This window comes from Haloarcula sp. KBTZ06 (assembly GCF_048595605.1).
In the GTDB taxonomy this organism is placed as follows: Archaea; Halobacteriota; Halobacteria; order Halobacteriales; family Haloarculaceae; genus Haloarcula; species Haloarcula hispanica.
In genome coordinates, this window is record NZ_CP184337.1 from 630477 (window position 1) to 655473 (window position 24997).

General features: G+C 62.9%; 22 protein-coding genes. 11 read left to right on the plus strand and 11 right to left on the minus strand.

Annotated elements, in window-relative coordinates; all coding sequences use genetic code 11:
• Positions 1-2: 2 nt before the first annotated feature.
• Positions 3-1553, minus strand: a complete 1551-nt coding sequence (locus ACNO8S_RS03400; RefSeq protein WP_014039710.1) for an acyl-CoA carboxylase subunit beta — start codon at positions 1551-1553, stop codon at positions 3-5.
• A 141-nt stretch (positions 1554-1694) separates the two neighbouring features.
• On the opposite strand from ACNO8S_RS03400, the gene ACNO8S_RS03405 reads away from it, so the two are divergent.
• Positions 1695-2318 (plus strand): uracil-DNA glycosylase family protein, encoded by a 624-nt coding sequence (locus tag ACNO8S_RS03405; protein ID WP_146417528.1) that lies wholly within the window; start codon positions 1695-1697, stop codon positions 2316-2318.
• Between the two features lie 46 nt (positions 2319-2364).
• Here ACNO8S_RS03405 and ACNO8S_RS03410 read toward each other — a convergent pair whose 3' ends face one another.
• Complete coding sequence (locus tag ACNO8S_RS03410) at positions 2365-3156, minus strand: helix-turn-helix transcriptional regulator (RefSeq protein ID WP_146417527.1); 792 nt, start codon at positions 3154-3156, stop codon at positions 2365-2367.
• A gap of 224 nt (positions 3157-3380) precedes the next feature.
• Here ACNO8S_RS03410 and ACNO8S_RS03415 point away from each other — a divergent pair, with 224 nt between their 5' ends.
• Positions 3381-4361 (plus strand): DMT family transporter, encoded by a 981-nt coding sequence (locus ACNO8S_RS03415; RefSeq protein ID WP_151102983.1) that lies wholly within the window; start codon positions 3381-3383, stop codon positions 4359-4361.
• A 516-nt stretch (positions 4362-4877) separates the two neighbouring features.
• On the opposite strand, the gene ACNO8S_RS03420 is transcribed toward ACNO8S_RS03415, so the two are convergent.
• Positions 4878-6215 (minus strand): sodium-dependent transporter, encoded by a 1338-nt coding sequence (locus tag ACNO8S_RS03420; protein WP_014039714.1) that lies wholly within the window; start codon positions 6213-6215, stop codon positions 4878-4880.
• Between the two features lie 315 nt (positions 6216-6530).
• Between ACNO8S_RS03420 and ACNO8S_RS03425 the strand changes: the two genes are divergently transcribed.
• On the plus strand, positions 6531-6827 hold the full coding sequence (locus tag ACNO8S_RS03425) for a hypothetical protein (RefSeq protein WP_008310451.1): 297 nt from the start codon (positions 6531-6533) through the stop codon (positions 6825-6827).
• Positions 6828-6982: 155 nt separating this feature from the next.
• Here the strand turns inward: ACNO8S_RS03425 and ACNO8S_RS03430 are convergent, their stop codons facing one another.
• Complete coding sequence (locus ACNO8S_RS03430) at positions 6983-7693, minus strand: SDR family oxidoreductase (RefSeq protein WP_420182488.1); 711 nt, start codon at positions 7691-7693, stop codon at positions 6983-6985.
• Positions 7694-7787: 94 nt separating this feature from the next.
• Positions 7788-8744 carry an NADPH:quinone reductase gene (locus ACNO8S_RS03435; protein ID WP_420182489.1) on the minus strand — a complete coding sequence of 319 codons (957 nt, stop codon included), beginning with the start codon at positions 8742-8744 and terminating at the stop codon, positions 7788-7790.
• Positions 8745-9143: 399 nt separating this feature from the next.
• On the opposite strand from ACNO8S_RS03435, the gene ACNO8S_RS03440 reads away from it, so the two are divergent.
• Both ACNO8S_RS03440 and sop2 read left to right on the plus strand, forming a co-directional pair.
• The gene (locus ACNO8S_RS03440; RefSeq protein WP_151103930.1) at positions 9144-11345 is read left to right on the plus strand and encodes a methyl-accepting chemotaxis protein; all 2202 of its coding nucleotides are present in this window, start codon (positions 9144-9146) and stop codon (positions 11343-11345) included.
• Positions 11346-11347: 2 nt separating this feature from the next.
• Complete coding sequence (sop2, locus tag ACNO8S_RS03445; RefSeq protein ID WP_151102988.1) at positions 11348-12058, plus strand: sensory rhodopsin II; 711 nt, start codon at positions 11348-11350, stop codon at positions 12056-12058.
• A gap of 284 nt (positions 12059-12342) precedes the next feature.
• On the opposite strand, the gene ACNO8S_RS03450 is transcribed toward sop2, so the two are convergent.
• Both ACNO8S_RS03450 and ACNO8S_RS03455 read right to left on the minus strand, forming a co-directional pair.
• Positions 12343-12675 (minus strand): hypothetical protein, encoded by a 333-nt coding sequence (locus tag ACNO8S_RS03450; protein WP_008310443.1) that lies wholly within the window; start codon positions 12673-12675, stop codon positions 12343-12345.
• A 150-nt stretch (positions 12676-12825) separates the two neighbouring features.
• Positions 12826-13785 (minus strand): transcription initiation factor IIB, encoded by a 960-nt coding sequence (locus ACNO8S_RS03455; protein WP_008310442.1) that lies wholly within the window; start codon positions 13783-13785, stop codon positions 12826-12828.
• 265 nt (positions 13786-14050) lie between these two features.
• Between ACNO8S_RS03455 and ACNO8S_RS03460 the strand changes: the two genes are divergently transcribed.
• The gene (locus ACNO8S_RS03460) at positions 14051-14575 is read left to right on the plus strand and encodes a hypothetical protein (protein WP_420182490.1); all 525 of its coding nucleotides are present in this window, start codon (positions 14051-14053) and stop codon (positions 14573-14575) included.
• Positions 14572-15297, plus strand: a complete 726-nt coding sequence (locus tag ACNO8S_RS03465; protein ID WP_129754858.1) for an RNA methyltransferase — start codon at positions 14572-14574, stop codon at positions 15295-15297. Before ACNO8S_RS03460 ends, ACNO8S_RS03465 begins: the two co-directional genes overlap by 4 nt.
• 3 nt (positions 15298-15300) lie before the next feature.
• Here ACNO8S_RS03465 and ACNO8S_RS03470 read toward each other — a convergent pair whose 3' ends face one another.
• Complete coding sequence (locus tag ACNO8S_RS03470; protein ID WP_420182491.1) at positions 15301-17775, minus strand: bacterio-opsin activator domain-containing protein; 2475 nt, start codon at positions 17773-17775, stop codon at positions 15301-15303.
• A gap of 300 nt (positions 17776-18075) precedes the next feature.
• Here ACNO8S_RS03470 and ACNO8S_RS03475 point away from each other — a divergent pair, with 300 nt between their 5' ends.
• Both ACNO8S_RS03475 and ACNO8S_RS03480 read left to right on the plus strand, forming a co-directional pair.
• Complete coding sequence (locus ACNO8S_RS03475; protein WP_050006915.1) at positions 18076-18564, plus strand: HTH domain-containing protein; 489 nt, start codon at positions 18076-18078, stop codon at positions 18562-18564.
• 61 nt (positions 18565-18625) lie between these two features.
• A complete protein-coding gene (locus tag ACNO8S_RS03480) occupies positions 18626-19045 on the plus strand; it encodes a DUF7344 domain-containing protein (protein WP_050037659.1) in 420 nt (139 codons plus the stop codon).
• Here ACNO8S_RS03480 and gatE read toward each other — a convergent pair.
• On the minus strand, positions 19042-20913 hold the full coding sequence (gatE, locus tag ACNO8S_RS03485) for a Glu-tRNA(Gln) amidotransferase subunit GatE (RefSeq protein WP_050037660.1): 1872 nt from the start codon (positions 20911-20913) through the stop codon (positions 19042-19044). The genes ACNO8S_RS03480 and gatE overlap by 4 nt on opposite strands.
• 88 nt (positions 20914-21001) lie before the next feature.
• Here gatE and ACNO8S_RS03490 point away from each other — a divergent pair, with 88 nt between their 5' ends.
• The gene (locus ACNO8S_RS03490) at positions 21002-21796 is read left to right on the plus strand and encodes a DUF7537 family lipoprotein (protein WP_420182492.1); all 795 of its coding nucleotides are present in this window, start codon (positions 21002-21004) and stop codon (positions 21794-21796) included.
• 34 nt (positions 21797-21830) lie between these two features.
• On the opposite strand, the gene ACNO8S_RS03495 is transcribed toward ACNO8S_RS03490, so the two are convergent.
• A complete protein-coding gene (locus ACNO8S_RS03495) occupies positions 21831-22127 on the minus strand; it encodes a hypothetical protein (protein WP_044951716.1) in 297 nt (98 codons plus the stop codon).
• Between the two features lie 157 nt (positions 22128-22284).
• Between ACNO8S_RS03495 and ACNO8S_RS03500 the strand changes: the two genes are divergently transcribed.
• Complete coding sequence (locus ACNO8S_RS03500) at positions 22285-22785, plus strand: GNAT family N-acetyltransferase (RefSeq protein WP_420182493.1); 501 nt, start codon at positions 22285-22287, stop codon at positions 22783-22785.
• A 322-nt stretch (positions 22786-23107) separates the two neighbouring features.
• Here ACNO8S_RS03500 and ACNO8S_RS03505 read toward each other — a convergent pair whose 3' ends face one another.
• Positions 23108-24514 carry a class II fumarate hydratase gene (locus ACNO8S_RS03505; protein WP_014039729.1) on the minus strand — a complete coding sequence of 469 codons (1407 nt, stop codon included), beginning with the start codon at positions 24512-24514 and terminating at the stop codon, positions 23108-23110.
• Positions 24515-24997: the final 483 nt, after the last annotated feature.

Below are 24997 nucleotides of genomic sequence, written 5' to 3' on the forward strand. Positions count from 1 at the left end.
CGTTACAGTGGGATGTTGCCGTGCTTGCGGTCGGGCTGGTCCTTGCGTTTCCCCCGGAGGAGGTCAAGGTCGTCGATGAGCCGCGGGCGGGTTTCCTGGGGTTCGATGACATCGTCGACGAAGCCGCGCTTGGCCGCCGTATAGGGGTTTGCGAAGGCGTCGCGGTACTCGTCGATGAGTTGTTGCCGGCGGGCCTCCACGTCGTCGGCGTCTTCCAGTTCGTCGTCGTAGAGGACGTTCACCGCGCCCTTCGGCCCCATCACGGCGATTTCGGCGGTCGGCCAGGCGTAGTTCATGTCCGCGCCGATGTGCTTCGACGCCATCACGTCGTAGGCCCCGCCGTAGGCTTTCCGCGTGATGACGGTCACCAGTGGGACGGTGGCCTCCGAGTAGGCGTACAGGAGCTTCGCGCCGTGGTTGATGATGGCGTTGCGCTCCTGGTCCTTGCCGGGCATGAACCCGGGCACGTCGACGAACGTGAGAATCGGGATGTTGAACGCGTCACAGAACCGGACGAAGCGCGCGCCCTTCCGCGAGGCATTGATGTCGAGCGTGCCGGCGTTGACTCGTGGCTGATTGCCGACGACGCCGACGCTGTGGCCGTCCATGCGGGCGAACCCGATGACGATGTTGCGCGCGAAGTCCTCGGCCACCTCGAAGAAGGAGTCTTCGTCGACGATGCGTCCAACGACATCCGTCATGTCGTAGGGTTTCTGTGGTGCGTCGGGAACAGCCGTCTTCAGTGCCTCGTCCCGCCGTTCAGGGTCGTCCCAGGGTTTGACCCGCGGCGGGTCCTCGACGTTGTTCTGGGGGAGATACGAGAGGAGGTACCGGATGTCGTCCATCGCCTCTTTCTCGTCGGCGGCCGTGAAGTGAGCCACCCCGGACTCGGAGGCGTGGGTCTTCGCGCCGCCGAGTTCGTCGAAGCCGACCTCCTCGCCGGTCACCGTCTCGATGACGTCGGGCCCGGTGATGAACATGTGGCTGGTCTCCTCGACCATGTAGACGAAGTCCGTAATGGACGGGGAGTACACTGCACCGCCGGCACACGGCCCCATGATGGCCGAAATCTGTGGCACGACACCGCTAGCTTGCTGATTGCGGTGGAAGATATCGGCGTAGCCCGCCAGCGAGTCGATCCCTTCCTGAATCCGCGCGCCGGCGGAGTCGTTCAGCCCGATAATGGGTGCGCCCGTTTCGATGGCCTTGTCCATCACCTTACAGACTTTCTGTGCGAACGCCTCGCCCAGCGACCCGCCGAAGACGGTGAAGTCGTGGGCGAAGACGTACACCCGGCGGCCGTCGACTTTGCCGTAGCCGACGACGACGCCGTCTCCCGGTACTTTCTTGTCGGCCATGTCGAAGTTCGTCGAGCGGTGTTCACGGAGCGAGTCGATCTCGACGAAGGTGCCGTCGTCGAGGAAGTAATCGATGCGCTCACGCGCGGTGAGTTTCCCGCGGTCGTGTTGCGCCTCGATTCGTTCCTCGCCACCACCTCGTTCGGCCTCGGCTTTTCGTTCCCGAAGGTCCTCGACACGGTCATCGTGGCTCACGCGATATCACTTCTCCCGGACCGGAGCATATCCGACTCCTTGCGGGCATCCGAGAAAAGCGTTATCAAACTTCACCATTATTTCTCGTATTCGATAACGGAAACCGGCGGAGTTTTGAGCGATGGCCCGTTGCTTTCGCGCGTGAAGAACGTCACGGCCCGCCAGCACAACCCCTTCGGCTTCGACGCACCGTGTGAGCCGTTCGTGCCCGGGTACGGCGACGCCAACGCCCACTTTCACGTCATCGGCGACCATCCGGGTGTCCACGGTGGCGAAACGTCCGGCATCCCCTTTACCGACAGCGCTGCGGGCGAACGCCTCCAGCGGGCGCTTGTCGAGGCCGGACTGCTGGCCGAAGCCGGCACGCCGCCGACCGTCGAAAAGACGTATCTGTCCTATCTGTATATGTGCGGCGGCGAACCGCCGACCGAGTCGGACTACGACGACTTGGAACCGCTGTTCGACACGGAACTCCGGGCCATCACCGCCCACGTTCTCCTACCTGTCGGCGAGCGCGCCACGCGACATGTGTTCGCGAACACGACATCGGAGCCGACCGAGTCCATAGACATGGACGCGCGCCACGCCACGGAGGTCGTCGGGAGCGGCTGGCTCGTCTACCCGATCAAAGAGCCCGCGGAGTGGAGCGACGACGACGAAGACGCCCTTGTCGACGTCCTGACTGCGCTACTGAAGACCGACTATCGCCGCGAGGCGGACCTCGGGCGGTTCCTGCCGAACGACGACCCGTATCTGGTCCGGTAGCGGTTCTATTGATTCTTACAGCGGCTCCGACGATCAGAAACAGTGGCTACAGCGTCCACTCGTCCGAGAGCGGTTCCGCGGACGCCCAGTACGCGTCGAACGCCTCGATAGCCCACTCGCGGACGGCCGGCGCGGTCGTATCGATCGACGCCTGTAGAACGCCGTTGTCGTCCCGCAACAGCAGATGGACCACGTCGTCGGCGATCATCACCGCAAGTGGCACACCGTCGGTTCGCACCCGGACTGACGCGTCCGGTTCGGCACGCAGCGATTCGAGTCGTTTCCGGAGTCGGTCGTCCGCCGCCAGTGCGTCTATCGCGCCGGGCGAGAACACGCCCGAGAACCGCTGTTCGCCGGCGGTGACCCGTTCCTGAACGACTCGAATCGCCTGGTCGTTGAACGCATGGGAGAACGTCCGGACTTCCTCGGCATCTCGAAGCAGGTCGAGCAATCGCTGGACCGGCGCGTTCGGGCGCGTCTGACTTGGAACGGTTATCGTGGCGTCGGCCAGATGTTGCAGGTCGAAGGCCATCGCATCGGTGGGGAGATACTGGACGATGTCGCGCAGCCGCTGCTCGGTTTCGAGGCTACCGAGGAGGTCGGTGAACCCGTTAGCAACGATGCGGCCCGTCGCCGTGGCGACGTACTCGCCCCCTGTTCGGCGAATCCACGACCGCTCTTCGAAGTCAGCGATGATCCGGCCGAGCGTCGCCTGTGACGCGCCGGTTTCGGCCGCCAGTTCCCCGCGTGAGTGTGGCTCCGTGGCCAGAAGCCGCAACACCTCGACCCGGTTTGACGAGAGCGCGAGGAACTCGATCTCTTCGAGCGCCGATTCCATACCGCCACGTTAGGAAGTCCGTCCTAAATCGCTTTCGTAGTATGAAATAATTTCACACCGTGCACATCCGCCACGGGTGTTCGGCCGTTTCGCGTTATGTAATATTTTCTAAACGGGCCTATAAGTATCGATACCGTACTGTAGAGTACGATGATTCAGGTTTCTCCACGCGTTCTCTCTGTCGGCTGTGCAGTCATTTCAGAACCCAAATACGAGGTGGCGGTATGATTTCGCGCCGCACCCTCGCCCTCGCTGCGGTCGCCAGCGTCCTGCTCGGCGGGACCTTCGTCGGCGCGAAGGCCGGCCTGTCGTATCTCCCGCCGCTTCTGTTCGTCGCCCTCCGATTCGACATCGCCGCCGTCGTGCTCCTCGGCTACATCGGCGTGACCCGATCACGGGACGAACTGCTCCCGCGAACCCGTGGCGATGTGCTGGCGATTCTCTCGACGGGGCTATTCGCCCTCGGCCTCGCGAACGCGCTGCTATTCGTGGGCCAGCAGTCCGCCACCAGCGCGGTCGCCGCCATCGTGTTCAGTCTCAACCCGATACTGACGCCGGTGTTCGCCGCTATCCTGCTCTCCGACGAGCGGCTCTCGGCCCGCGGCGGCCTCGGCATGGTTATCGGCCTGCTCGGCGTCGGTCTCGTCGTCAGCCCCGACCCAGCGATGCTCCTGAGCGGCGGCATCGGCAAGCTCGTTCTGTTCGCCGGCGCGACCAGCGCCGCGCTGGGCAGCGTCCTCATCCGGTGGTCCGGCGGCGGCCTGTCGAGTACAGTCCGGACCGCGTGGGCGCTCCCCGTCGCCGCTGCGCTCTGTCACGCGCTGAGCATCGGCATGGGCGAATCGGCGGCCACGGCGGTCTGGTCTCCGACTGCGATAGCGGCCCTGCTGTACGTCGGTATCTTCTCCGGGGCAATCGCCTACATCGCCTACTTCGGCCTGCTCGATGTCACCGGTGCGATCCAGGCTAACCTCATCTTCTACGTGGTCCCCGTCGTGTCGACGCTCGGCGGGTGGGCCGTGCTCGGCGAGGCTATCACCCCGACTGCAGTGGCCGGCTTTCTGACCATCTTCACCGGGTTCGCGGTGCTTGGCAGCGAGTCGGTCGATATCCACGCACTGCTCCCGGGTACCGCCGACGAGGGTGACACTGCCCCCGAGAGTCTCGGGATTGCGGACGAACCGCGCGGGTTCGAATCCGACTGAAATCGGCTAGTAGGGTGTCGTATAGCTGCTGTCTAGTTTAAATCGTTAGTACACCGAGTCCACCAGTCATAGAAATTCAGCAACGCATTCATACCGCCATCATGTGTCTACAATGGTGTGAATTTCAACGAAAACGGACGCATTCGACAGCTCTTGATACCGATTGGCGGATTGGCTCTGGTCATTCAGTCGATAGCGTTTGAATCTACGTTTGAAATCGTAGAAAGTCCCGGTGTTTCCGGGACCCTCAGAGACGTGCTAAGCGGTGGTCTGTTGCTGGTGGCAACGGTCTGCCTCTTCGGTGGCGTGTATCTACGTCTACGCGAAGCGTGACAGAGACACAGCCCTATGGTACAGTCGACTCAGACTCCTGCGGCCGAAAAAATACTACTCTGGAAAAACTGTCTGGACCCCCGTCGGACCACTGCGACTGTTTTTCGCAGCAACCGCACACACTGGGCGGTCACCGCGAACTGCGGAAAAGAAGGTCCGCCGGAAACTGATACCGTACGTCGGTTATATCGGCGGGATGATCGCCGGGTCCTCGGCGAGGAACAGCGTCTGCAGGCCGAGCGCCAGCGTCAGGATGACGCCGAGGATGACCACCGTTCGGACCATCCAGAGCCAGGTCGGGCCGAACGCCCGGAGCCCACCCGTTCCCTGTCGGAGCTCGGCAACTGCGCTGGAGGAGAGCACCCAGCCGACAAACACCAGAACGAGCAGCACCGACAGCGGGAGGAACAGCTTGTACGCGAGCGTGTCGAACCAGCCGAACCACGCCAGGTCCCAGGCTGACGGCAGACCCAGAGCGAACAGCCCAACTCCGAGAATTGCCGACAGCTGCACTCGCGAGTACGGCGTGTTGTCGACACCGTAGGAGACTGCAACTTCGAGCAGGCTGATCGCGGAGGAGATCGCGGCGATGAGGACAACGCCGAAGAACACGATACCGAGGAGTCGACCCCCGGGGAGCTGTGGGAACGCCGACGCCATCGCGACGAAGATGGCGGACGGGCCGCTGGTGTCGGGACTGATGTTGATGGCGAAGAGAATCGGGAACACGACGAGACCCGCCAGCACACCGACGAGCGTGTTCGTCACGACGATGATGCCACCATCGACCGGGAGGCTCTCGTCGTCACCGATGTACGAGGAGTAGGTGATCATGGCTGCCATCCCCAGCGAGAGGGTGAAAAACGCCTGTCCAACCGCGAACGGGATCAGGTCGCCGGCGTTCGCCGCCAGCGTGGAGAAGTCCGGCGAGAGGAAGTAGCTGTAGCCAGCGCCTGCTCCCTCGAGTGTGGTGACCCAGGCCGCCATCCCGATCATGAGGATGACGATGCTGGGGACCATCACCTTCGTCGCCTTCTCGATACCGTCCTCGACACCCACTGCGACGATGCCGACACAGATTAGCAGGAACAGCGCCTGCCCGGCGACAGCTTCTGGCCCACTTGAGATGGCTCCGAAGTACTCCGCGGAGTTTCCGAAGTATGCGCCCGTCGCGCTACCGAGGATATACCGCATGACCCACCCGCCGACGACGTTGTAATACGAGAGGATCCAGAATCCCGTAAAGACGCCCAGGCCACCGACGACCCGCCACTGCTTGAACCCGAGTTCTGCGAACGCGTCGACGGCATTACGGTTCGTTCGCCGACCGATGATGAACTCCGCCAGCATTGCCGGGAAGCCGATGAGCAACACGGCGGCGAGGTAAAAGACGAGGAACACTGCGCCGCCGTTTGTCGCGGTCTTGAACGGGAACTGCCAGATGTTTCCGAGACCGACTGCGCTACCGATCGCTGCGAGAAGGAACCCGAGCCGTGAGGCCCACGTTTCTCTGTCACTCATTGTGATGCGGCATATTCTTTTGGGGTATAAAAACCACCGTGATTCCGGTTCGCAATACCATCCGATAGTATGACCAGTCTGACATCATTTGCGACGGCGAACAGCAGCAGCCGAGAGGTCCACACTGACACCTCCTTGCTGGTCATTTCTCGACAGCGTGGATATGTGACTTCGAATCTACCTATATGACCACGTCCAGAATCTGTACCTCAAATAATCAAAAACAAGTCCACGGTGAAAATTGTTGGGTTTGATTCATGTTCGCCGCGTACTGTGGAACGTAGGGACCGAACCCCCGGTTCTCGGACAACAGACATGGACTATTCAGATACAGAGCGGATTGTTGATGAATCGCTCGAGTTCCCAGCGACGCATACGGCTGTGATTGAACAGATCGGTGCCATTGAAATAACGTCTCCCTCCGGTAACTCGGTGACTATTCAGGAGACGTTAGACCCGGTCGAAGAGGAGAGTTATCTGACCGCGGATGCGCTTTACACCTCGATTATCGGCAATCTCGACGAGACATTCATTGGACGCAAGTACTATGATGATCGCGGGGGGATTGCAATCGGAACTGAGATCAGAGACGAATCTACCGTCTCCTTCTGACGATTGCTCCCGCTCATCCAGACCCCCGGTCGTCGTTCTGGACACGATATCGGTGGGTGACCAGGCAATCGCACCGATACCCTAAATAGTCAAACGTGAGTGGAGTGGTTCGTGCTGTCGGTGGAAGACGCTGTCCGACGGTCTAGCTAACAGTATCAGACCTCGCCGTACACCGGCACCGCTGCGCCGCTGGTCACGGTGGCGGCGTCCGAACAGAGGAACAACATCACGTCCGCGATGTCTTTCGGGTCGACCCACGTTTCGAAGTCGGAGTCGGGCATCATCTCGCGGTTCATCGGGGTGTCGATGACGCTCGGCATCACGGCGTTGGCTCGCACGGCCCCGAGGTTCTCCGCCGCGATGGTCTCGGTCAGGAGTCGGACACCGGCTTTCGATGCGCGGTAGATACCGTCGCCGTCACCGCCCTCCAGTGACGACCGCGCGGAAACTGAGACGATTGCGCCCTCGGTCTCCCGCAAGTGTGGAACCGCGTGTTTCGACGCCAGAAACATCGTCTTCAGGTTCACGTCGAACAGGAAGTCGAACGTGTCCACGTCCGTCTCGTGGATCGGTGTGCCACCCCGCCACGTTCCGGCGATGTTCAGCAAGTAGTCCAGCCGCCCGTGTTCGTCGACGACTGCGTCGACAGTCTCGGCGACAGCCTCCTCGTCGCTGAAGTCTGCCTGGTAGAAATCCACGCTGTCGGGATCGGACAACAGGAAGTCCTCGGTATTCGGTTCGATGATGTCGCTTCCACAGACGGTCGTCCCGGCTTCGAGGAACGCGTTTGCGACCGCGCTGCCCAGCGCCCCGCCGACACCCGTAACCAGTGCTATCTCACCGCCGAAATCAAATTCGACTGACATATATCTGTCAACGGATAGCAAGGGGATAAATGCCAATCCCCGGAAACGCGAGGACCGGGCCGGTAAACCGACGACGGGGTCCGCAGTAGCCGGGCTACGGCGTGACGACGAGTTTGCCGAGGAAGCTGTCGTTCAGTACGTCGTTGTGAGCGGCCGGGACGTCGTCGAGGTCGTACCGGCGGGCGACGACCGGCGTTAGGTCGTCGTCGGCCATGAGCGTCGCCAGTCGGGAAAGCACCGCGCCGAACTCCGGTGTGTTGAACATCGAGACGTGGTGAACGCTGAGGGCTTTGGCCCGGCAGCGCGGGACGTTCTCGAACGTCGCCGCGAGGTCGGTGTTCCCGATAGCGGCGATTCGAGCGCCCTGGGCGGCCACCTCGGCATCGAATGCGAGGTAGTCGTCGAGTCGGTGGTCGAGAATCACGTCCGGCGCGCCGGCGTCGACCACCGCGTCGGCGAGGTCGTCCCGGCTGTAGTCGAACACGTCGTCCGCGCCGAGGTCGGCCAGATGGTTGTGGTAGGCCGGCGATGCTGTCGTCGTCACCTGCGCGCCGTTCGCCGCAGCCAACTGGACTGCAACGTGGCCTACGCCGCCGCTGCCGCCGTGAATCAGCGCCCGCTCGGCCGGTTCCAGCGAGCAGGCGTCGACGAGCGTCTGCCAGGCGGTGACGCCGACGAGCGCGACGGCCGCCCCCGCCTCGGCGGACACCCCGTCGGGGAGCCGCGCCAGATGCGATTCGGGAACAGTGACGTACTCCGCGCAGGTCCCCTGGAGCCAGTTCCCCAGCCCGGTCGCGAACGCCCGGTCGCCCTCGGTGACGGTGGCCACGCGCTCGCCGGTCGCGGCGACGGTCCCGGCACAATCGGAACCAGGTATCCAGGGCAGTTCGCCCGGCTCGTAGTCGCCGGTCCGGAAGTACGTATCGACCGGATTGATCGCCGCTGCCTCGACTTCGAGCAGGACCTCCTCCGGACCTGGTGTGGGTCGTTCGATGTCGTCGACGCGGAGCACGTCCGTCCCGCCGTATTCGCGGAATCGTACAGCACGCATTGGGGTATGCGTCAGGTGGTATCGGGAAAACCTTTCCCCACGGACTGAGCGGCCCCGAATACGCTTCTCAACATATCGCGGTACGTTGAGTGACAGCGCCGACAGCGAACGAGTTGGGTCAGGACTCATATCGGCGACTGCGGATGATATTATCAGAAAAACACAACTAACCAACGTTAGCCGTACCGGGGCTATGAATTTCCACAGTGGCCACAGCGTTTATCATCGGTGAAAATTGCGCACCAACGCTTTATTAGCACGTTTGCGTAGCACTGGATGATGGAATCAGATAGGGACTCGCCGCTCCCGAGTTTTATTGCTGGCAGTTACGCTGCTAGACTCGGGTTGGCGCTTTCATTCGCGATAATTGTTATTATCGCCGCCGGGGTCCTGACAAGCGTGCAGGCGTCCGCCACTCTCGAGGAAGACGTTGCGGACGACATCACGGCGCTGTCAGAGACGCAGGCCGCACAGTTGGACGAATGGTTGACGACATCGCAGCGGGATGTCCGATCAACGTCGCGACTCCCCGTGTTCACTGACGGGACGAACACGGAGAAACAGCAACGACTGGAGGAGTTACGGTCCAACGAGGAACTCCCGCCCGGTGTCGTCGCAGTGCACTACTTCGACACCGAGACAAACGAGATCCGTGCCAGTTCGAATCAGGACTTCATCGGGGTCAACGCTGCCGAGCAGGGGGCACCGTTCGCTACGGACCCGCCACAGTTCGACGGTCCCGACGACACGCATGTGACGGAGCCGTTCTCCGTCTCGGTCGTCGACCATCCGATAGTGGCCGTCGTTTCGCCGGTCCCCGGTGACGAAGACAGAGCGCTCGTGTATATGATCGACCTCCGGGAGAAGGCCGACCAGATATCGAACCAGCGCGATGGGTCGTTTACCACGGTCGTCAACACTGACGGCGAGTTCGTCTCCCACCCCAACACCTCGATGATCGGGTCGACAGCACCGATCTCGGAGATGGAGTCGAACCCGCTGGGGACGCTCGAACCCGGCGAGAGCGCCTTCCACGAAACGGACAGTATGCTGATGGGACTGAACCGACTCGAATCACAGGACTGGGTCGTTATGGTCCACGCTGATCGCCAGAACGCGTACGCCCTGAGCGACCAGATCAACTCTGACCTCATCGGGCTCATTTTGCTTGCCGTCGTCAACCTCGGACTCATCGGAGTCACGATCGGCGGAAACACGATCGCTTCGCTGCGACGGCTTTCGGTGAAGGCCGAAGCGATGGCCGAGGGGGAACTCGACGTCGACCTCAGCACGTCACGCGAGGACGAGTTCGGAACGCTGTACGCCGCCTTCGACAATATGCGGGCGAACCTCCGGACGCAGATATCCGAAGCCGAAACCGCACGGCAGGAAGCCGAGGAGGCCAAAGAGCAGGCACAGACGGCCCGTGAGGACGTCGAATCCGAACGCAACGAGATGGAGGCGCTGACCGGCCACCTCGAACTCAAGGCACAGCAGTACAGCGACGCGCTCGCCGCCGCCGCTAACGGTGACCTCACCGCACGGGTAGATACGGACAGTATGAACGAGGCGATGGCGGAGGTCGGCGAGGACATCAACACGACGCTGGATGCGCTCGAAGACACCATTGCCGACATGAAGGCGTTCGCGGCCAACGTCATCCAGTCCAGCGACCGCGTCAACTCGAACGCGGAGCGGGTCGACCAGGCCAGCAAGCAAGTGTCGAAGTCGATAAACGAGATTTTCGAAGGCACGACCGAGCAAAACGAGGGGCTCGAATCGGCGGCCGCCGAGATGCAGAACCTCTCGGCGACCGCACAACAGGTCGCCTCCTCCGCTCAGCAGGTTGCCGACACGTCCCAGTCGGCCGCCGAAGTCGGTGAGGACGGCCGCGAAGCCGCCCAGGAGGCTATCGCGGAGATGAGCGCCATCGAGGACGAGACCGGCGAGACCGTCGAAGAGATCAACGCGCTCGACGACGAACTCGACGAGATCGGCGAGATCGTCGGCGTCATCACGAGCATCGTCGAGCAGACGAACATGCTCGCGCTGAACGCCTCCATCGAGGCCGCCCACGCTGACGGTGACGGCGAAGGGTTCGCCGTCGTCGCGGACGAGATCAAGGGCCTCGCAGAGGAGACCAAAGAGGCCGCCGCCGACATCGAGCAGCGCATTGCGGGCATCCAAGAGCAGGCCGGCGACACCGTCGAGACGATGGAATCGACCAGTAACCGGATTACTGAAGGCGTCTCGACGGTCGAGGAGACCGTCGATGCGCTGGAGACCATCGTCGAGTACACTGAAGAGGTCGACACCGGCATCCAGGAGATCGACCGGGCGACCGAGGAACAGGCCCGGACCGCACAGGACGTGATGGGTACCATCGACGACCTGACGACGATCAGTCAGCAGACGGCGACGGAGGCCGATACGGTGGCTGGCGCGGCACAGGACCAGTCCGCGTCCATCGACGAAGTGTCGGACTCCGCGACGGAACTCAGGCAGCGGGCTGACGACCTCGAATCGCTCCTGGACCGCTTTACGGTCGAAAACTCGGCCGGGACGGACACCGACAGCACGGCTGTGGTGGGGGACGACTAACAATGGCAACCATAACGACCTGGTTCACGCTGGGACTACTGGGTGAACTGCTCGGGACGGCCGTGCTGGCATACGGCTACACGCTCGTCCCCGAAAAGACGCGGAAGCGGTACCTGCTGTTGATCGCCATCCCGGGTATCGCCATCGTCGCCTACGCCCTGATGGCGCTTGGCTTCGGCTCGATACAGAGTGGCGGCCACACGGTGTACGTGATCCGCTACATTGACTGGCTGTTGACGACGCCGCTCAACGTCTGGTTCTTGGCGCTCCTCGCCGGTGCAAGTCGGGAGGACACGGTGAAACTCGTCGTCCTGCAGGCGTTGACTATCGTCTTCGGGTTCGCCGGCGCGGTCACGCCATCGCCGATTAGCTACGCGCTGTTCGCGGTCGGCGCAGCGCTGTTCGGTGGCGTCATCTACCTCCTCTACCGGAACATTGCGGCGGCTGCGAAGTCGACCCTGTCCGACATAGAGATCAGCCTGTACCGCACCCTCCGGAACTTCGTCGTCGTCCTCTGGATGGTGTATCCGGTCGTGTGGCTGCTCGGTGCGGCAGGAGTGGGCCTCATGGATGTCGAGACTGCGACACTCGTGATCGTGTACCTCGACGTGGTCACGAAAGTCGGCTTCGGCGTCATTGCCTTGCTGGCAATGATGGACCTCGGCTCAGTCGGCGAGAGTGCCGAGGAGCCGACAGCGGTTGCAGGGGACTAGCGAGGGGCGCGAACGAAGCGAGGGGCGCGAACAGAGTGAGCGGCCCTCGTTGTCGCGAGCGGGGAGGAACGATCCGCGAGCAGTGAGCGGCCCTCGTTGTTGCGAGCGGGGACGGAAGGAGCCGTGAGCACTGAGTTGCCCTCAAAAATGCGGGCGGGGAGGAACGACCCGCGAGCACTGAGTCGGCCTCGTTGACGCGGTCGGCGGCCGAAAACCCGCGAGCGGTCCCGATTTTGCGAGAAACTCACGGCACGTCGTTGTGTCGCCTCAGCAGTGCCGGTCTTTCAGGACCGGTCCTCATTGACGCCACCAGACGGCTCTGCTTCGTCAGTCGCGTCGGCTGCCTCGGTCTCCTCGACAGTATCGAGTGCCTCCGGAAGCTGGTTCTCAATCAGCCAGAACGTCAACCGGTAGACGCCGTAGCCGAGCAGGACGAACAGCACTAAGTCGATGAGATACAGTTCGACGAATTCGAGGAGCGAAATTTCGCTGAGCGCGAGGTCACCGGACAGGATGAGAAACTCCAGCGTGGCGACGACGAACAGCGCGGGTGCAAAGAGGATCACCAGTCCGATGACGAGAAGTGCGATCCGTTTCTGCGACGAGGAGACAGGCATACTTACGGTATCGGTGTCCAGACAGATAGTTCTGCACGCCTGTCGTTCCCAGTCCGGTAACGAACGTATAAGCTGCACTACCGGTGCCAGTACCTGCATAATGAGAGCGAACAGAGAACGACGCTACCGCACAACAGGGAACGCGGCCAGTCAGTGGATGCCCATCGCTTCGATCTGCTCCTGATACCGGTTCCGGATGGTGACCTCTGTCACCTGGGCCACGTCGGCGACCTCGCGCTGGGTCTTCTTCTCGTTGCACAGCAGCGAGGCGGCGTAGATGGCCGCGGCGGCGTAGCCGGTGGGTGATTTCCCCGAGAGCAGGCCCTGCTCGGCGGTCGTGTCGATGATCTCGTTGGCCTTGGACTGGACCTCTTCGGAGAGTTCCAGTTCGGAGGCAAAGCGGGGCACGTACTGCTTGGGGTCGACCGGCTCCATCTTCAGTTCGAGTTCCTGGGCGACGTACCGATACGTCCGCCCGATCTCCTTCTGCTCGACCCGGGAGACGTCCGAGACCTCCTCCAGGCTCCGTGGGATACCTTCCTGTCGACAGGCCGCGTACAGACAGGCCGTGGCGACGCCCTCGATGGAGCGACCGCGGATGAGGTCCTCGTTGAGCGCGCGTCGGTAGATGACTGACGCGACCTCTCGAACCGACCGTGGCACACCGAGCGCGCTGGCCATGCGGTCGATCTCTGACAGCGCGAACTGCAGGTTCCGCTCGCCGGCGTCTTTGGTTCGGATGCGCTCCTGCCACTTCCGAAGGCGGTGCATCTGGCTTCGCTTCTCCGAGGAGAGTGACCGACCGTAGGCGTCCTTGTCCTTCCAGTCGATCTGTGTGGTCAGCCCCTTGTCGTGCATCGTCTGGGTCGTGGGGGCTCCGACGCGTGACTTGGACTGGCGTTCAGAGTGATTGAACGCCCGCCACTCCGGCCCGCGGTCGATGTTCTCGTCCTCGATGACGAGGCCACAGTCCTCGCAGACGAGTTCACCACCGCCGTCGCTAGATATGGACTCCGACTCACACTCGGGGCAGGTCTGCTGGCCCGTGCTCTCGGACTCCTCCTCGCGTTCCTCCTGGTCAGAATCCCGCTGGCGCGTCGGCCGTTCCATGTGTTCTTTTACGGAGAAAAGCCAATCACGTATAAATGTTTGGGCGAGACCAACAGTTTTGCCTGATCTGGATGCTGGCCGCGGATGCTAGCTGGAATAATCATGTTAAATTTAGCTAGAACTGTCTATGTTTCGAACGAGCGGTGGGTGTAACCGGCTGACACTCCCCGTTCACACTCCGCGATGATGATGGAGCGCGGACGGATCGGTAGCGGTCGACCGGCATATCGCGCTCTTTTAGTCCGGGACTCTCCCACTCTGACGTATGAGCAAGGTCAATATCGGGCTTCGTGGCTGGCGCTTCGACGAGGACGTACTCGGGCCGGACGGACGGGTCCGGCCGCTCAAGACGATGGAACCGGAAACCCGCCAGCGGCTGCTGGTGCTCGCAGAGCGGGTCGTCGACCCCTGTGACGCCTGCTGGCTGATTCACGGCGACGAAGACATCGAGCAGTGCAACGTCGCGGATGCTATTTACGGGGAGCCGATGGGCGAGGTGGTCGTCTGCTCGGACCACGAGACGGACTTCATCTACTGGTTCCGCGAGGAGGGCGGCGAGGCCCACGCCGGAGAGACGGACCTGGCCTCGGCCTTCCACGAGTGGTTCCTCGACGGGAACCGAGCCCCCGAGGGATATGTCGGCCTCGAACACGTCGAGGAGGACCCGACAGCGTTGCCGGAGGCCCCCGACAGGGACGAAGCGATTCCGGGACTCGAAGAAGAAGTCGAGCAGATGGCCGAGGAAGACCTCGACACGATTGATATGGACCTCAGTGACCTGGACGTATGATATCGGTCGCCGTCGTCGACGCGGAGACGCCGGGCAACGTCGGCACCATCGCCCGGTCGATGAAGAACTTCGGCCTGTCGGAGCTGTTACTTGTCGACCCGCCGGAACTGGACCCCGATGGCGAAGCGTACGGCTTTGCCGGACAGGCCCGCGACGACATCCTCCCGAACGCCCGGACGGTGACGTTCGACGAGATCGTCGAGAACTACCACACCGTCGCCTGCACGGCGACGACGAACGAGGACCCCGCCAACCACGTCCGGTATCCGGCGACGACGCCGGCCGACCTTGCCGACTCGCTTCAGGATGTCGAGGGCGACATCTGCGTCGTCTTCGGCCGCGAACGGGTCGGGCTCTCGAACGACGAACTCGCACGGCTGGACGTCATCTGCTCTATCCCGGCCAGCGCGTCGTATCCGGTGTTGAACCTCGGCCAGGCGGCTACAATCGTTCTCTATGAACTGCGTGAGCTAACTGTTGCCGAGACCCAGCACCCCGAGGAGCTGCATACGCTCGCCGAGACGCCGGCGGTCGAGGGCCTACACGAGGAGTTCGACCGATTCCTCGGCGCTATCGGTCACCCCGAAGAGAAACAGCACAAGGCTCGGCGGCTGTTCCGCCGAGTGCTCGGGCGTGCACAACCCACTGGTCGGGAGACGAAGACGCTTCGCGGCCTGTTCCGGCAGGCCCGACAGCGAATCGAGCGTGCCGAAGACGACTGAGGGTCAGTCGAGCTTTTCAGACCCAGTGTCGGAGTCGAACAGCGAACCGATGACGGCGTCGTGGGCCTTCCGCAACCGGTAGTGCAAGGTCGGCGCGGAAATGTCGAGTGTCGCAGCCAGTTCCTCCGCGGAGCTCCCTCGCGGCCAGTCGTAGTAGCCGCGTGCGTAGGCAGTCTTGAGTGCGGCGGCCTGTTTCGGCGTCAGCCGGTCGCGTATCCGCGTCTGGAAATCCGTGGCCGTCGAGACTGGCTGGTCGACGTACTGCTTGCTCCGCAGTTCTGTCCCGGGCGCGATCTCCTGAATCGCCTCGACGACGGCGCGGACGTTGATATCCGGTGCCATCTCCGCTGTGAACCGCAGGTCGCCGTCCGCTGCGACGGCCCGCCGTACGGCCCCGCCGTAATCTGTGAGCGTGTCAAGCGGCGATGCGGATATCTCGTCGAGCGCGACTTCGAGCAGGGGCGCTCGGTTCTCCGCCGCCGTTTCCACGACGGTACAGGACTCGACCGAGGGCGTCTCAGTGAGCGCCTGACACACCCGGTCAGTGTCCACACCGCTGATGCGAACGTAGTGGAGGCAGTTCCCGGAACTGGTCGGGACGCGCCGTTCGAGCGTAAACGAACAGTCGAGCATCGCTGAGAGGCCGGCGAAGACGTCGTCGGAGTCCGGCGTCAGGAATTCGAGTTCGACCGTCGTCGCCGCCAGCAGTGACTGCTGACTGTGGACGCGCTGGATAGAAAGCGCGATAAGTCGCCCTAGATCGGCCAGAATACTCGACTCACGGCAGCCAATCGTGGCTTCTGTCGATGCGTACACCATCAGGACGCCGTACGTGGTCTCGCCAGTTGTCAGGGGAACAGCCGCGACGGAGCAGCGGTCTGTGAGTAGTGGGCGGTCCATCCCGGTGTCCGAGGGCGTCGACACGTCGGTGATATCCTCGACGACCTGTACCTCGCCGGTGTCGATGGCGTCGATGGCGAGACTGTGCTCGCCGGGCGAAATCTGCTCCGGCGTTGCCGTGTCGATCCCAGCGGCGGCACTCAGTGTTATCCTCGTGGCACTCCCGCGGCTCCCGGCCCACACGGCCTGGTACAGGTCCGATTCAGTGAGATGCGTACACACTGCCGATTCGATTTCCTCACGCGTCTGTGTGTCCTGTAGCGCCTTCGCGATCTCTCTGCCCAGCACGTTGAGCCGCTGTGTCTGTTCGAGTTCGTCACGCTGTCGTTCGAGTTCGGCCTGTCGGTCTTTGTGCGCAGTGATGTCCCGAGCGACGAAGATGACGGTGTCGAGGTCGTACGCGCGACTTTCCAGCGGCGCGACCCGCGCCTCGAACCACCGCTTGCCACTGGGAACCTGCAGTATGTACTCCACGGACTGGAACGACCCGGTCCGCAGGGCCGCACGAACGGTCGCCAGTAGCGAATCAGCGGTGTCGTGGGGAAGAAACTCGTGTAGCGTCTGACCGACAAGCGTGTCCGTATCGTCGACCGTCACCATCGTCTCGGGATCGGTCGGACAGTCGAGAAATCGCCCTTCCGCATCAATGATGAAACTGGGGTCTGGGAGGGCAGTATTCAACGCGCTTCGCTGTTCCGTGTGGCGCTGTCGTTCGAGTTCGTAGCCCGCCCAGTCCGAGAGCAACCGGACGAACGTCAGATCCCACTGCGTGAACACTGTCTCGCGTGGTTCCAGCCCGTAGAAGCAGAACGTCCCGTACACGGCCCCATCGACGACGACGGGCGCGCCGATGTAGTTCGCGATTCCCCACTCCGGGTCAGCGAGGTCCGGCGCGTCCGCAGCAACGTCACTGATCGCGAGCGGTTCGCGGTGTTCGACGACGTGTCTGCAGTTCGGGAGGTCCTCGATGCTGGTCGTGCTGCCGGCTTCGAGGTCGGCAGTCGCCGGTGCAGTGACTGCCTCGAACACGTACTCGTCACCGTGGACCCGGGAGAGCGTCCCAAACGACGTATCGAGCGTCTCACAGCCGAGTTCTAGCAGCGCGTCGAGTTGTTCTGTGAATGTCCGGTTCGCGTCGGTACAGATATCGTAGGCCGCTTCGAGCACTGACTCCCGTTGCTTGCGGGCCGTGATGTCGATATGTGCGATGGACGCATACGTCTCCCCGTCGATAGTGAACGGGGCGGCGTACAACCGGAACCACCGTTGCGATGACGGGGCGTGACATGGATATTCAAGTTCGAACGTGGGTTGTTCGCCAGCGAGGACGGTTCTGATCCCGTCGGCTGCCTGTTGCCCGGTCGCGTCGTCAGCCATGTCAGCGACGTCGAGGTAGTTCACGCCCAGCGTATTCGGTGTCAGCTCTGTTCCGTTTGCCCGGCCGAACTCGCTCCACGTCTCGTTCGTCGAGAGGATCACCCCGGACTCGTCTACGATCGCAAACATGAGTGGTAGTGTATCCATGGCTGGCCCGTACAGGGCTGGGATATCATGGCCATCCATGACACTTGGGACCATGAGTCAAAGTGTGGCGGCGAGCTACTTAACGCCCGGTGTCTAGTTAGAATAGTAATATTTTCTCGGGGAACACGTCTGTGGTGAATACTATGCAGAAATCGAACTCCAGAGCTCTATTCGGGCTGATTTGAACACAAACTTGGCAAAACAACTACCAGATATTCACATACTAACCAATTACCGATTGACCCAGATATATCACCCATGAATCCGATTCGTCCCGATTTATTCTAGGGGCCTAGAGAGAGTGCTTAGGACAGTTACCGCTGTATCGAGGCACAGGATACTCAACATCTCACTATGGATTCCACTGCCAATCCGGTTCGCGTCGAACTGTTCGTCCGGTCCCTCTGTCCGGGAGATGCAACGCAACAACAGAACTACCTGATTGACCGGTTACAGGCTCTCGAGGACGCGGGCTATATCGAGGATCTGTCGATATTAATCTGGGGGCGCCGGATCGAACCGCGGCTCGCACAGCGGACTGCGGAGGGACGACACCTGTTGGAGCGGCTTTCCATGTTCGAACAGTGGGAGCGCGACGCCGATGCCTCGCTTGCCGCCTTCGACTGGGAGCACCCGCTGACGAACATGGTTTCTGACGAATCGGTCAGCGTGATCACGCTGCCGACGCTTGCCCTCGCCGAATACGTTGATGATGACCTCACGCACGTCGCCCCCTGTACGCGGGATGGAACGGTCCACCGCGTCACCGACCGTGTCAACCGTCTCGCGGATGCCGCAGACCTAGCCGACGAACTCGAGCACGAGCGTACCGTGGTACAATAGCGTTCGAACCGCCCCAAACCTGCCACGATAGCTGTCCCCATCCAGCACCATACCAATCAAAATGAATACGAAACAAACTGAGATCCCCGACTCGCTTCCGCTGGACGACCGACTGTCGCTCCTGTCGTCGCACTACCGGCGGTACCTCCTGTACGGGCTTTCACAGTACACGACGCCGGTTTCACTAGCCGTACTCACGGATACGGTGACCGAATTCGAACACGGGACACCGGCCGAACAGCACCGCGACGAGCGACTCAAGATTTACACGGCCCTCTATCACAACCACCTTCCGCGGCTGGTCGATGCCGGTGTCGTCCAGTACGACCAATCGGAAGATATGGTCGATATCGGGCCGAACGCGCCGGCCCTCGTCCCGTTGCTCGAGTCGACGATCGAACACGACCTGTCCGCGAGCGGTAATGGCCTCTCATCGAACGCCGTCGATATCGACTCTTTACGCCCCGAACGGAGCAATTAAGCCCGCTTCTGTATCTCCGAGCGCAACACGTCGCTAACTGTATCGCCGTCAGCTTTGCCACGGAGTGCGCCCATGCACTCGCCCATCAGCGCCGAGAACGCCCCCATCCCCTCTTCGGCGATCTGGTCCTCGTGGCGCTCGACGACCTCGACAACGGCGTCCCGGACCTCCGACTCGTCGACGCCGCCCAGTCCCTCCTGCTCGACGGCTTCCTGGGCCGTCAGCGACGGGTTCTCTGCGAGGGCTGTCAGGAGGTCCTCGATCCCCTCACGCGGCACGTCTCCGCCATCGACCAGCAGGATTGCGCCCCACAGGTGCTCGTCGGTGAGGTTCCCGACGGGCACGTCGTCGCGGCGGAGTTCGGTCAGCGTCGACTCCAGCGTCCCGGCGGCCAGCGTCGGGTCGACGCCCTCGCCTTCCACAAGCGCCTCGAACAGCGGCCACCGCTGGCCGTAGGCGACCTGTTCGGCGAGGCCGGAGCCGAGGTCGAACTCGCTCTCGTACCGGTCGACCTTCTGGGTGAGTAGCTCCGGAGTCTCGACTTCGGTCACGTCGGGTTCGACCGGTGGCACGTCCGTCTCGGGGTACATCCGGGCCGCGCCGGGGAGCGGTCGGAGGTACCGCGACGTGGCGTCCTCGTTCGCGTCCCGCGTCTCCTCGGGGACGCCTTCGAGCGCGGTCTCGGCCCGTTCGGCAACGGCGTCGATAGCCAGTTCGGCGGTCTCCGGGTCGTCGGCGACGATGGCGACAGCGTCCTCGGGACCTGCGCCGACGGCGTCCCGAAGTGCCTCGACTTCCGCCTCGGTGACGCCGTAGGCCGGGAGTTCGTCGGTGTGGAAGATGCCGCCCGCGCCGTGGCGCTTGGCGTGGTCGGACAGCTCCGTCCCGAGCCGGCGGTCGGGCTGAATCTCGCGGCCGACCAGGCCGTCGAAGCCCGAAAGCAGGAGGCCCTGTACCTCGCCGCCCGAGGAGAGCGCGCCTTCGATGACGCCCGACTCCGTGTCTTCGAACACCCCGGTCACGTCCTGTGGCTCGCCGACGGCGGCGTCGCGTCCGGCGAGTTCGTCGGCGATGTCCAGCAGTTCGACCTGCCGGCGGACCTCGTTGCGGACGAGGTCGTCGATGTCGTCGAGGCTCTGGACGCCCTTCAGTTCGATTCGTGCGCCCTCCTCGATGGAGACGTTCACGTCCTGTCGGATGGTCCCGAGGCCGCGCTTGACCTTCCCGGTCGAACGGAGGAGCATCCCGATTCGCTCGGCGGCCTCGCGGGCCTGCTCGGGCGAACTGATGTCCGGCTTCGTGCCGATTTCGACCAGCGGAATGCCGAGCCGGTCGAGCGAGAACCGGACACCGTCGGCGGTCTCCTCGACGCGCTGGCAGGACTCCTCCTCCAGTAGCATGTCCTCGATACCGACCGGGCCGGCGCTCGTCTCGATGGCCCCGTCGTTAGCGACCAGCATCGACCGCTGGAACCCCGTGGTGTTCGACCCGTCGACGACGATTTTTCGCATGACGTTCACCTGGTCGACGACGGACATATCCAGTAGCTGGGCGATTTCCAGCGTCGTCTCCATCGCCTCGCGGTCGACGCGGTGGGGCGGCTCGTCGTCCTCCTCGACGAGACAGGTCGTGTCGTAGGCCAGGTACTCGAACTCCCGGTCGACCATGCTCTCCTCTAAGGCCGCCTGGTCGATCTCCCCGAGTTCGCTCTTGGTCGGGTGCAGATAGCGGGTAAAGGAGCGCTCGCTCTCCTCGGGTTCGCGGATCGTCGTCGGACAGTCACAGAACAGTTTCGTCGCGGTGTCGAGTTGCTGGTGGATCTCCAGCCCGGCGACGAGCCCCAGCTCCTCGTAGTCGTACTCGGTCATTGTCGAGGTGTCCGGGACCGGGGGCCAAAAAACGCACCCTTCCCGCGCTCGCCGCCGTGCTTTTGACGCTCTCTCCCTCACTGTCAGTATGCGCTGGCTGTCGACAGCCGCGGTGGCCGTCCTGCTCCTGACAGCCGGCTGTAACGCCTTCGTCGGCGCTGACACCGCCGATCAGGGCACCGTCACGCCGGTCCCGATTCCGACAGCAGCGGAGTCGGACACGGCAACGACGCTGGACTCGCCGCCCGGCGTTACCACGGAGCGCCTCGAAAACGTCGCGCTCCTGTCCGCCGCCCACCGGCAGGCACTCAACGGCACTACCTACACTCTGAACGAACGCTACACCGAGCTCACAATCGGGAACGACAGCAGCTCCGTCCGGCGCACCGAGACTGTCGCCGTCGAATCACCGACGCGGTATCGCGACGAGATGGTCAGAGTGACGACTGACTCGAACGGGACCGTCGGGCGGTACGAGCAGTCGACCTACGCCGACGGCACCAACTGGTACGAGCGGCGGGAGGACGGCACCGTCGAGCGCCAGCGCGGCGAGGTCCGCTTCAGCCGCGACAAGTACGCTTACCGGACGGCGTTCTACCTGAACCGCTACGCTGTGGTCAACCAGAGTTCTACGACCGTCGTCACCAGTGACGGCAGCCAGGCCTACCGGATTCGCGGTTCCGGCGGTGAGATTCCGACTACAGAACGGCTGGAGGAACTCCGAATTGAACTGCTGGTCGAACCCGCGGGCCTTGTCCGCCGATTCAGCGTTTGGTATCGCACCGAAGACCGCATCGTCGAATACAGCTTCTGGTACGAGGACATCGGCGAGACGACGGCGGAGCGGCCGGCGTGGCTCAACGAATCAACGCCGATGAACTGAGTCGGGCCAGCACGCGGCACCGCGCATCCAGCGGCTAGAGACGGTCCGTTTCCGTTCGAACTTCGTCGGTTCCGGACGTGCTCCCGGCCCGGTCGTCGTAGTACTTCCGGCCGATGAAATCGTCGTCGAGGTTTCCGACGAGGGAGTTGTACAGCCCCTCTGCGGACTGGTACGTGGCTTCGCTGGTCCGAGCCAGCACCTCACTCATTTCGACGGAGTCGCCGTTCTGGGCGACCAGCTCGACGTCGCCGAGCTGGTGGACGATAGTGGTGTGGTCGGCGGGGAACTCACAGGCCTGGTCGAACAACTGCAACGTTTCCGAGTAACGCATCTATATCACATACTCCGCTTCATAATTAAAAAACATTATGAATTTGGATTGTCCGGTGATCATCCTCGCCGACCAGATCCGGTTGTTGAGGCGAGACCTGATATTTCGATCCACTTGCGCGGGAAAACATATCACACATCGTGACATACGTTTCCATATGACAGTCAGTCCGGCAACTCCGGATGATGTGACGGCAATCAACCAGGTTGCGACGGCTGCCTGGGAGACGGATTACCCGTTGCTCACCCAGGAAACAGTCGAAGACGGCGTTGGCGACTGGTATTCGCCCGAGCAGATCGAATCGGAACTGGTCGAATCGCAGACGCTCTTGTTCGTCGCCGAGCGCGAGGGACGCGTTGTCGGGTTCGCACACGCGACGTGGCACGAAACCGACCGCGTGGGGTACATTCTCCGGCTGTACGTCCATCCCGACTACAGGCGCGAGGGCATCGGCCGGACCCTGCTAGAACGGACCTGCGAGGAACTGTTCGAGCACGACATCGACCGGATCAACGCGATGGTCCTCTCGGCGAACGAGCCCGGAGCCGAGTTCTACAAGGGGTTCGGGTTCGAGTTCGCCGACGAGAGCGAAACCGAAATCGGCGACGAGCGCTACCCCGAGAGCCGCTACGTCCTTGCGGACGAGTCGCGGGTCTAGAAGCATCAGCCGTGGTGGCCCAATGCTGTTTCCCGCGGTGACGGCTGTCCGTCGGCACAGAACCGACCAGAAAACAGAGACACAACAGGGGTCGTGCCACCCCGCGGCTCTGTCAGTCGTTCCTCGCGTTTCGGGGACCGGGACCCTCACAGCGCCGTTCCGGTACGAGAAATCTCACTCCGTTCGGCTCTCGCTGCTCACGGGTCGTTCCTCCCCGCTTGCCTATCCGAAGGCTTCGCTTCGCTCAGCCTTCGCTACTCCATCACGGCTCCTCACGTCGCCGTTCCGGTACGAGGGCCGCTCACTCCGTTCGCGCCCCTCGCTACTCATCGCCGAGGATACCACGCTTCGTCATCTTCTCGGGGTCGAGCACGTCGTCGACCTCGTCCTCGTCGAGGTACCCCTCTTCGAGGACGACCTCGCGGATAGTCTTCTCCTCGGCGAGTGCTTTCTTCGCGACCTTGCTCGCCTTGTCGTAGCCGATGGCGGGGTTGAGCGCCGTCGCCAGCGCCATGCTCTGCTCGACGCGTTCGGCGCAGTGCTCGGCGTCGGCCTCCAGTTTGGCGACGAACTTCTCGCCGAACACCGCGCTGCTGTTGGCGATGAGCTTGGCCGACTGCAGGAAGTTCGAAGCCAGCACGGGCTTGTAGAGGTTCAGGTCGATCTGGCCCTCGGCAGCGCCGGCCGAGACGGCGGCGTCGTTGCCGACGACCTGCTTGTGGACCTGATTGACCGCCTCGGCGACGACGGGGTTGATCTTCCCGGGCATGATCGAGGAGCCGGGCTGGTTCTCCGGCTGGTCGATCTCGCCGAGGCCGTTGCGGGGCCCGGACGCAAGCAGTCGGAGGTCGTTTGCGATCTTGTTCAGCGAGCCGGCGACCGTCCGGAGCGCACCGTGGGCCTCGGACATCGCGTCGTGGGCGGCCTGGGCCTCGAAGTGGTTGTCGGCCTCGCGGAACTCCAGGCCGGTTTCCTCGCTGATGTACGCCGCCGCTTTCGCCGGGAACTCGGGATGAGTGTTCAGGCCGGTCCCGACCGCGGTTCCGCCGAGGGCGAGTTCGGCGAGGCGACCGTGCGTGTCCTGCACCCGGGAGATTCCCTTCTCGACCTGCGTGCGGTAGCCGCCGAACTCCTGGCCCAGCGTCACCGGGGTCGCGTCCTGGAGGTGGGTTCGACCGGTCTTGACGACGTTCTCGAACTCGTCTTCCTTGGCTTCGAGTTCGTCGCGAAGCGTCTTCAGGCCGGGAATCACGTCCTTCTCGACGGCCTCCAGCGAGGCGACGTGCATCGCCGTCGGAATCACGTCGTTGCTGGACTGACCGAAGTTGACGTGGTCGTTCGGGTGGATCTCGCGGGTCCCGATGTCGCCGCCGTACAGCTCCGTGGCGCGGTTGGAGATGACCTCGTTGGCGTTCATGTTCGAGGACGTGCCTGACCCGGTCTGGAACACGTCGACGGGGAACTGGTCGTCGTGTTCGCCAGCGATGACCTCGTCGGCGGCCTCGACGATACAATCCGCCTTGTCTTCCGGTATCGTTCCGAGGTCGCGGTTCGCCTGCGCGGCCGCCTTCTTGACGACGCCGAGCGCTCGGATGAACCGCCGCCCGAAAGTCACGTCGCTGATCGGGAAGTTCTCGACGGCGCGTTGCGTCTGTGCGCCCCAGTACGCGTCGGCTGGCACCTGCATTTCACCCAGACTGTCCTGCTCTGTCCGGTACTCGTCGGTCATACGTCCGGGGGGTGGTCCGCCCGGTCGTAAAACCCACCGGTACGAGTCGGGACACCACTCGGCACAGGCCTGGGGCTGCCGGGACAGTCGCTCACTGCGCACCACGGGTCCCCGGTCGGACAGCGGAGACCGTAGGGCTCAGAACCCGTGACCTGGATAAACGTGTATTATCATTCGGAAATATTAAGTAGAATCTCTCTCCACTTACCATGAGTTCGACGCCACAGAGACGTTCATGACTGATGCCCCCACAATGTCCGGTGACGGCGGTGTGTCGCTGCCGTCGTCGGCTGTCGGGGCCCGATGGGACACCGACGGACGTGACACATCGCGAACGCTCGCAGCCGGTGTACCCGCCGCGTTGCAACCGCTCGCCCGCTCGGCACGACGACGGGATGGCACACCCGTCACCGTGCGTTCCCACGCCGCCTGCCAGCCTGTGTTGGTGCGACAGGCTGGCCGGGTCGCGTGGTTACGCGCGTG

Excerpts from the sequence above, each read along its gene's own strand:
- ACNO8S_RS03500 (WP_420182493.1), top strand. The coding sequence starts at position 22,285 with ATGACAGTCAGTCCGGCAACTCCGGATGATGTGACGGCAATCAACCAG.
- ACNO8S_RS03435 (WP_420182489.1), bottom strand. The coding sequence starts at position 8,744 with ATGCGTGCTGTACGATTCCGCGAATACGGCGGGACGGACGTGCTCCGC.
- ACNO8S_RS03505 (WP_014039729.1), bottom strand. The coding sequence starts at position 24,514 with ATGACCGACGAGTACCGGACAGAGCAGGACAGTCTGGGTGAAATGCAG.
- ACNO8S_RS03410 (WP_146417527.1), bottom strand. The coding sequence starts at position 3,156 with ATGGAATCGGCGCTCGAAGAGATCGAGTTCCTCGCGCTCTCGTCAAAC.
- ACNO8S_RS03425 (WP_008310451.1), top strand. The coding sequence starts at position 6,531 with ATGGACTATTCAGATACAGAGCGGATTGTTGATGAATCGCTCGAGTTC.
- ACNO8S_RS03495 (WP_044951716.1), bottom strand. The coding sequence starts at position 22,127 with ATGCGTTACTCGGAAACGTTGCAGTTGTTCGACCAGGCCTGTGAGTTC.
- ACNO8S_RS03415 (WP_151102983.1), top strand. The coding sequence starts at position 3,381 with ATGATTTCGCGCCGCACCCTCGCCCTCGCTGCGGTCGCCAGCGTCCTG.
- ACNO8S_RS03480 (WP_050037659.1), top strand. The coding sequence starts at position 18,626 with ATGAATACGAAACAAACTGAGATCCCCGACTCGCTTCCGCTGGACGAC.
- ACNO8S_RS03420 (WP_014039714.1), bottom strand. The coding sequence starts at position 6,215 with ATGAGTGACAGAGAAACGTGGGCCTCACGGCTCGGGTTCCTTCTCGCA.
- sop2 (WP_151102988.1), top strand. The coding sequence starts at position 11,348 with ATGGCAACCATAACGACCTGGTTCACGCTGGGACTACTGGGTGAACTG.
- ACNO8S_RS03455 (WP_008310442.1), bottom strand. The coding sequence starts at position 13,785 with ATGGAACGGCCGACGCGCCAGCGGGATTCTGACCAGGAGGAACGCGAG.
- gatE (WP_050037660.1), bottom strand. The coding sequence starts at position 20,913 with ATGACCGAGTACGACTACGAGGAGCTGGGGCTCGTCGCCGGGCTGGAG.
- ACNO8S_RS03460 (WP_420182490.1), top strand. The coding sequence starts at position 14,051 with ATGAGCAAGGTCAATATCGGGCTTCGTGGCTGGCGCTTCGACGAGGAC.
- ACNO8S_RS03470 (WP_420182491.1), bottom strand. The coding sequence starts at position 17,775 with ATGGTCCCAAGTGTCATGGATGGCCATGATATCCCAGCCCTGTACGGG.
- ACNO8S_RS03450 (WP_008310443.1), bottom strand. The coding sequence starts at position 12,675 with ATGCCTGTCTCCTCGTCGCAGAAACGGATCGCACTTCTCGTCATCGGA.
- ACNO8S_RS03490 (WP_420182492.1), top strand. The coding sequence starts at position 21,002 with ATGCGCTGGCTGTCGACAGCCGCGGTGGCCGTCCTGCTCCTGACAGCC.
- ACNO8S_RS03430 (WP_420182488.1), bottom strand. The coding sequence starts at position 7,693 with ATGTCAGTCGAATTTGATTTCGGCGGTGAGATAGCACTGGTTACGGGT.
- ACNO8S_RS03465 (WP_129754858.1), top strand. The coding sequence starts at position 14,572 with ATGATATCGGTCGCCGTCGTCGACGCGGAGACGCCGGGCAACGTCGGC.
- ACNO8S_RS03475 (WP_050006915.1), top strand. The coding sequence starts at position 18,076 with ATGGATTCCACTGCCAATCCGGTTCGCGTCGAACTGTTCGTCCGGTCC.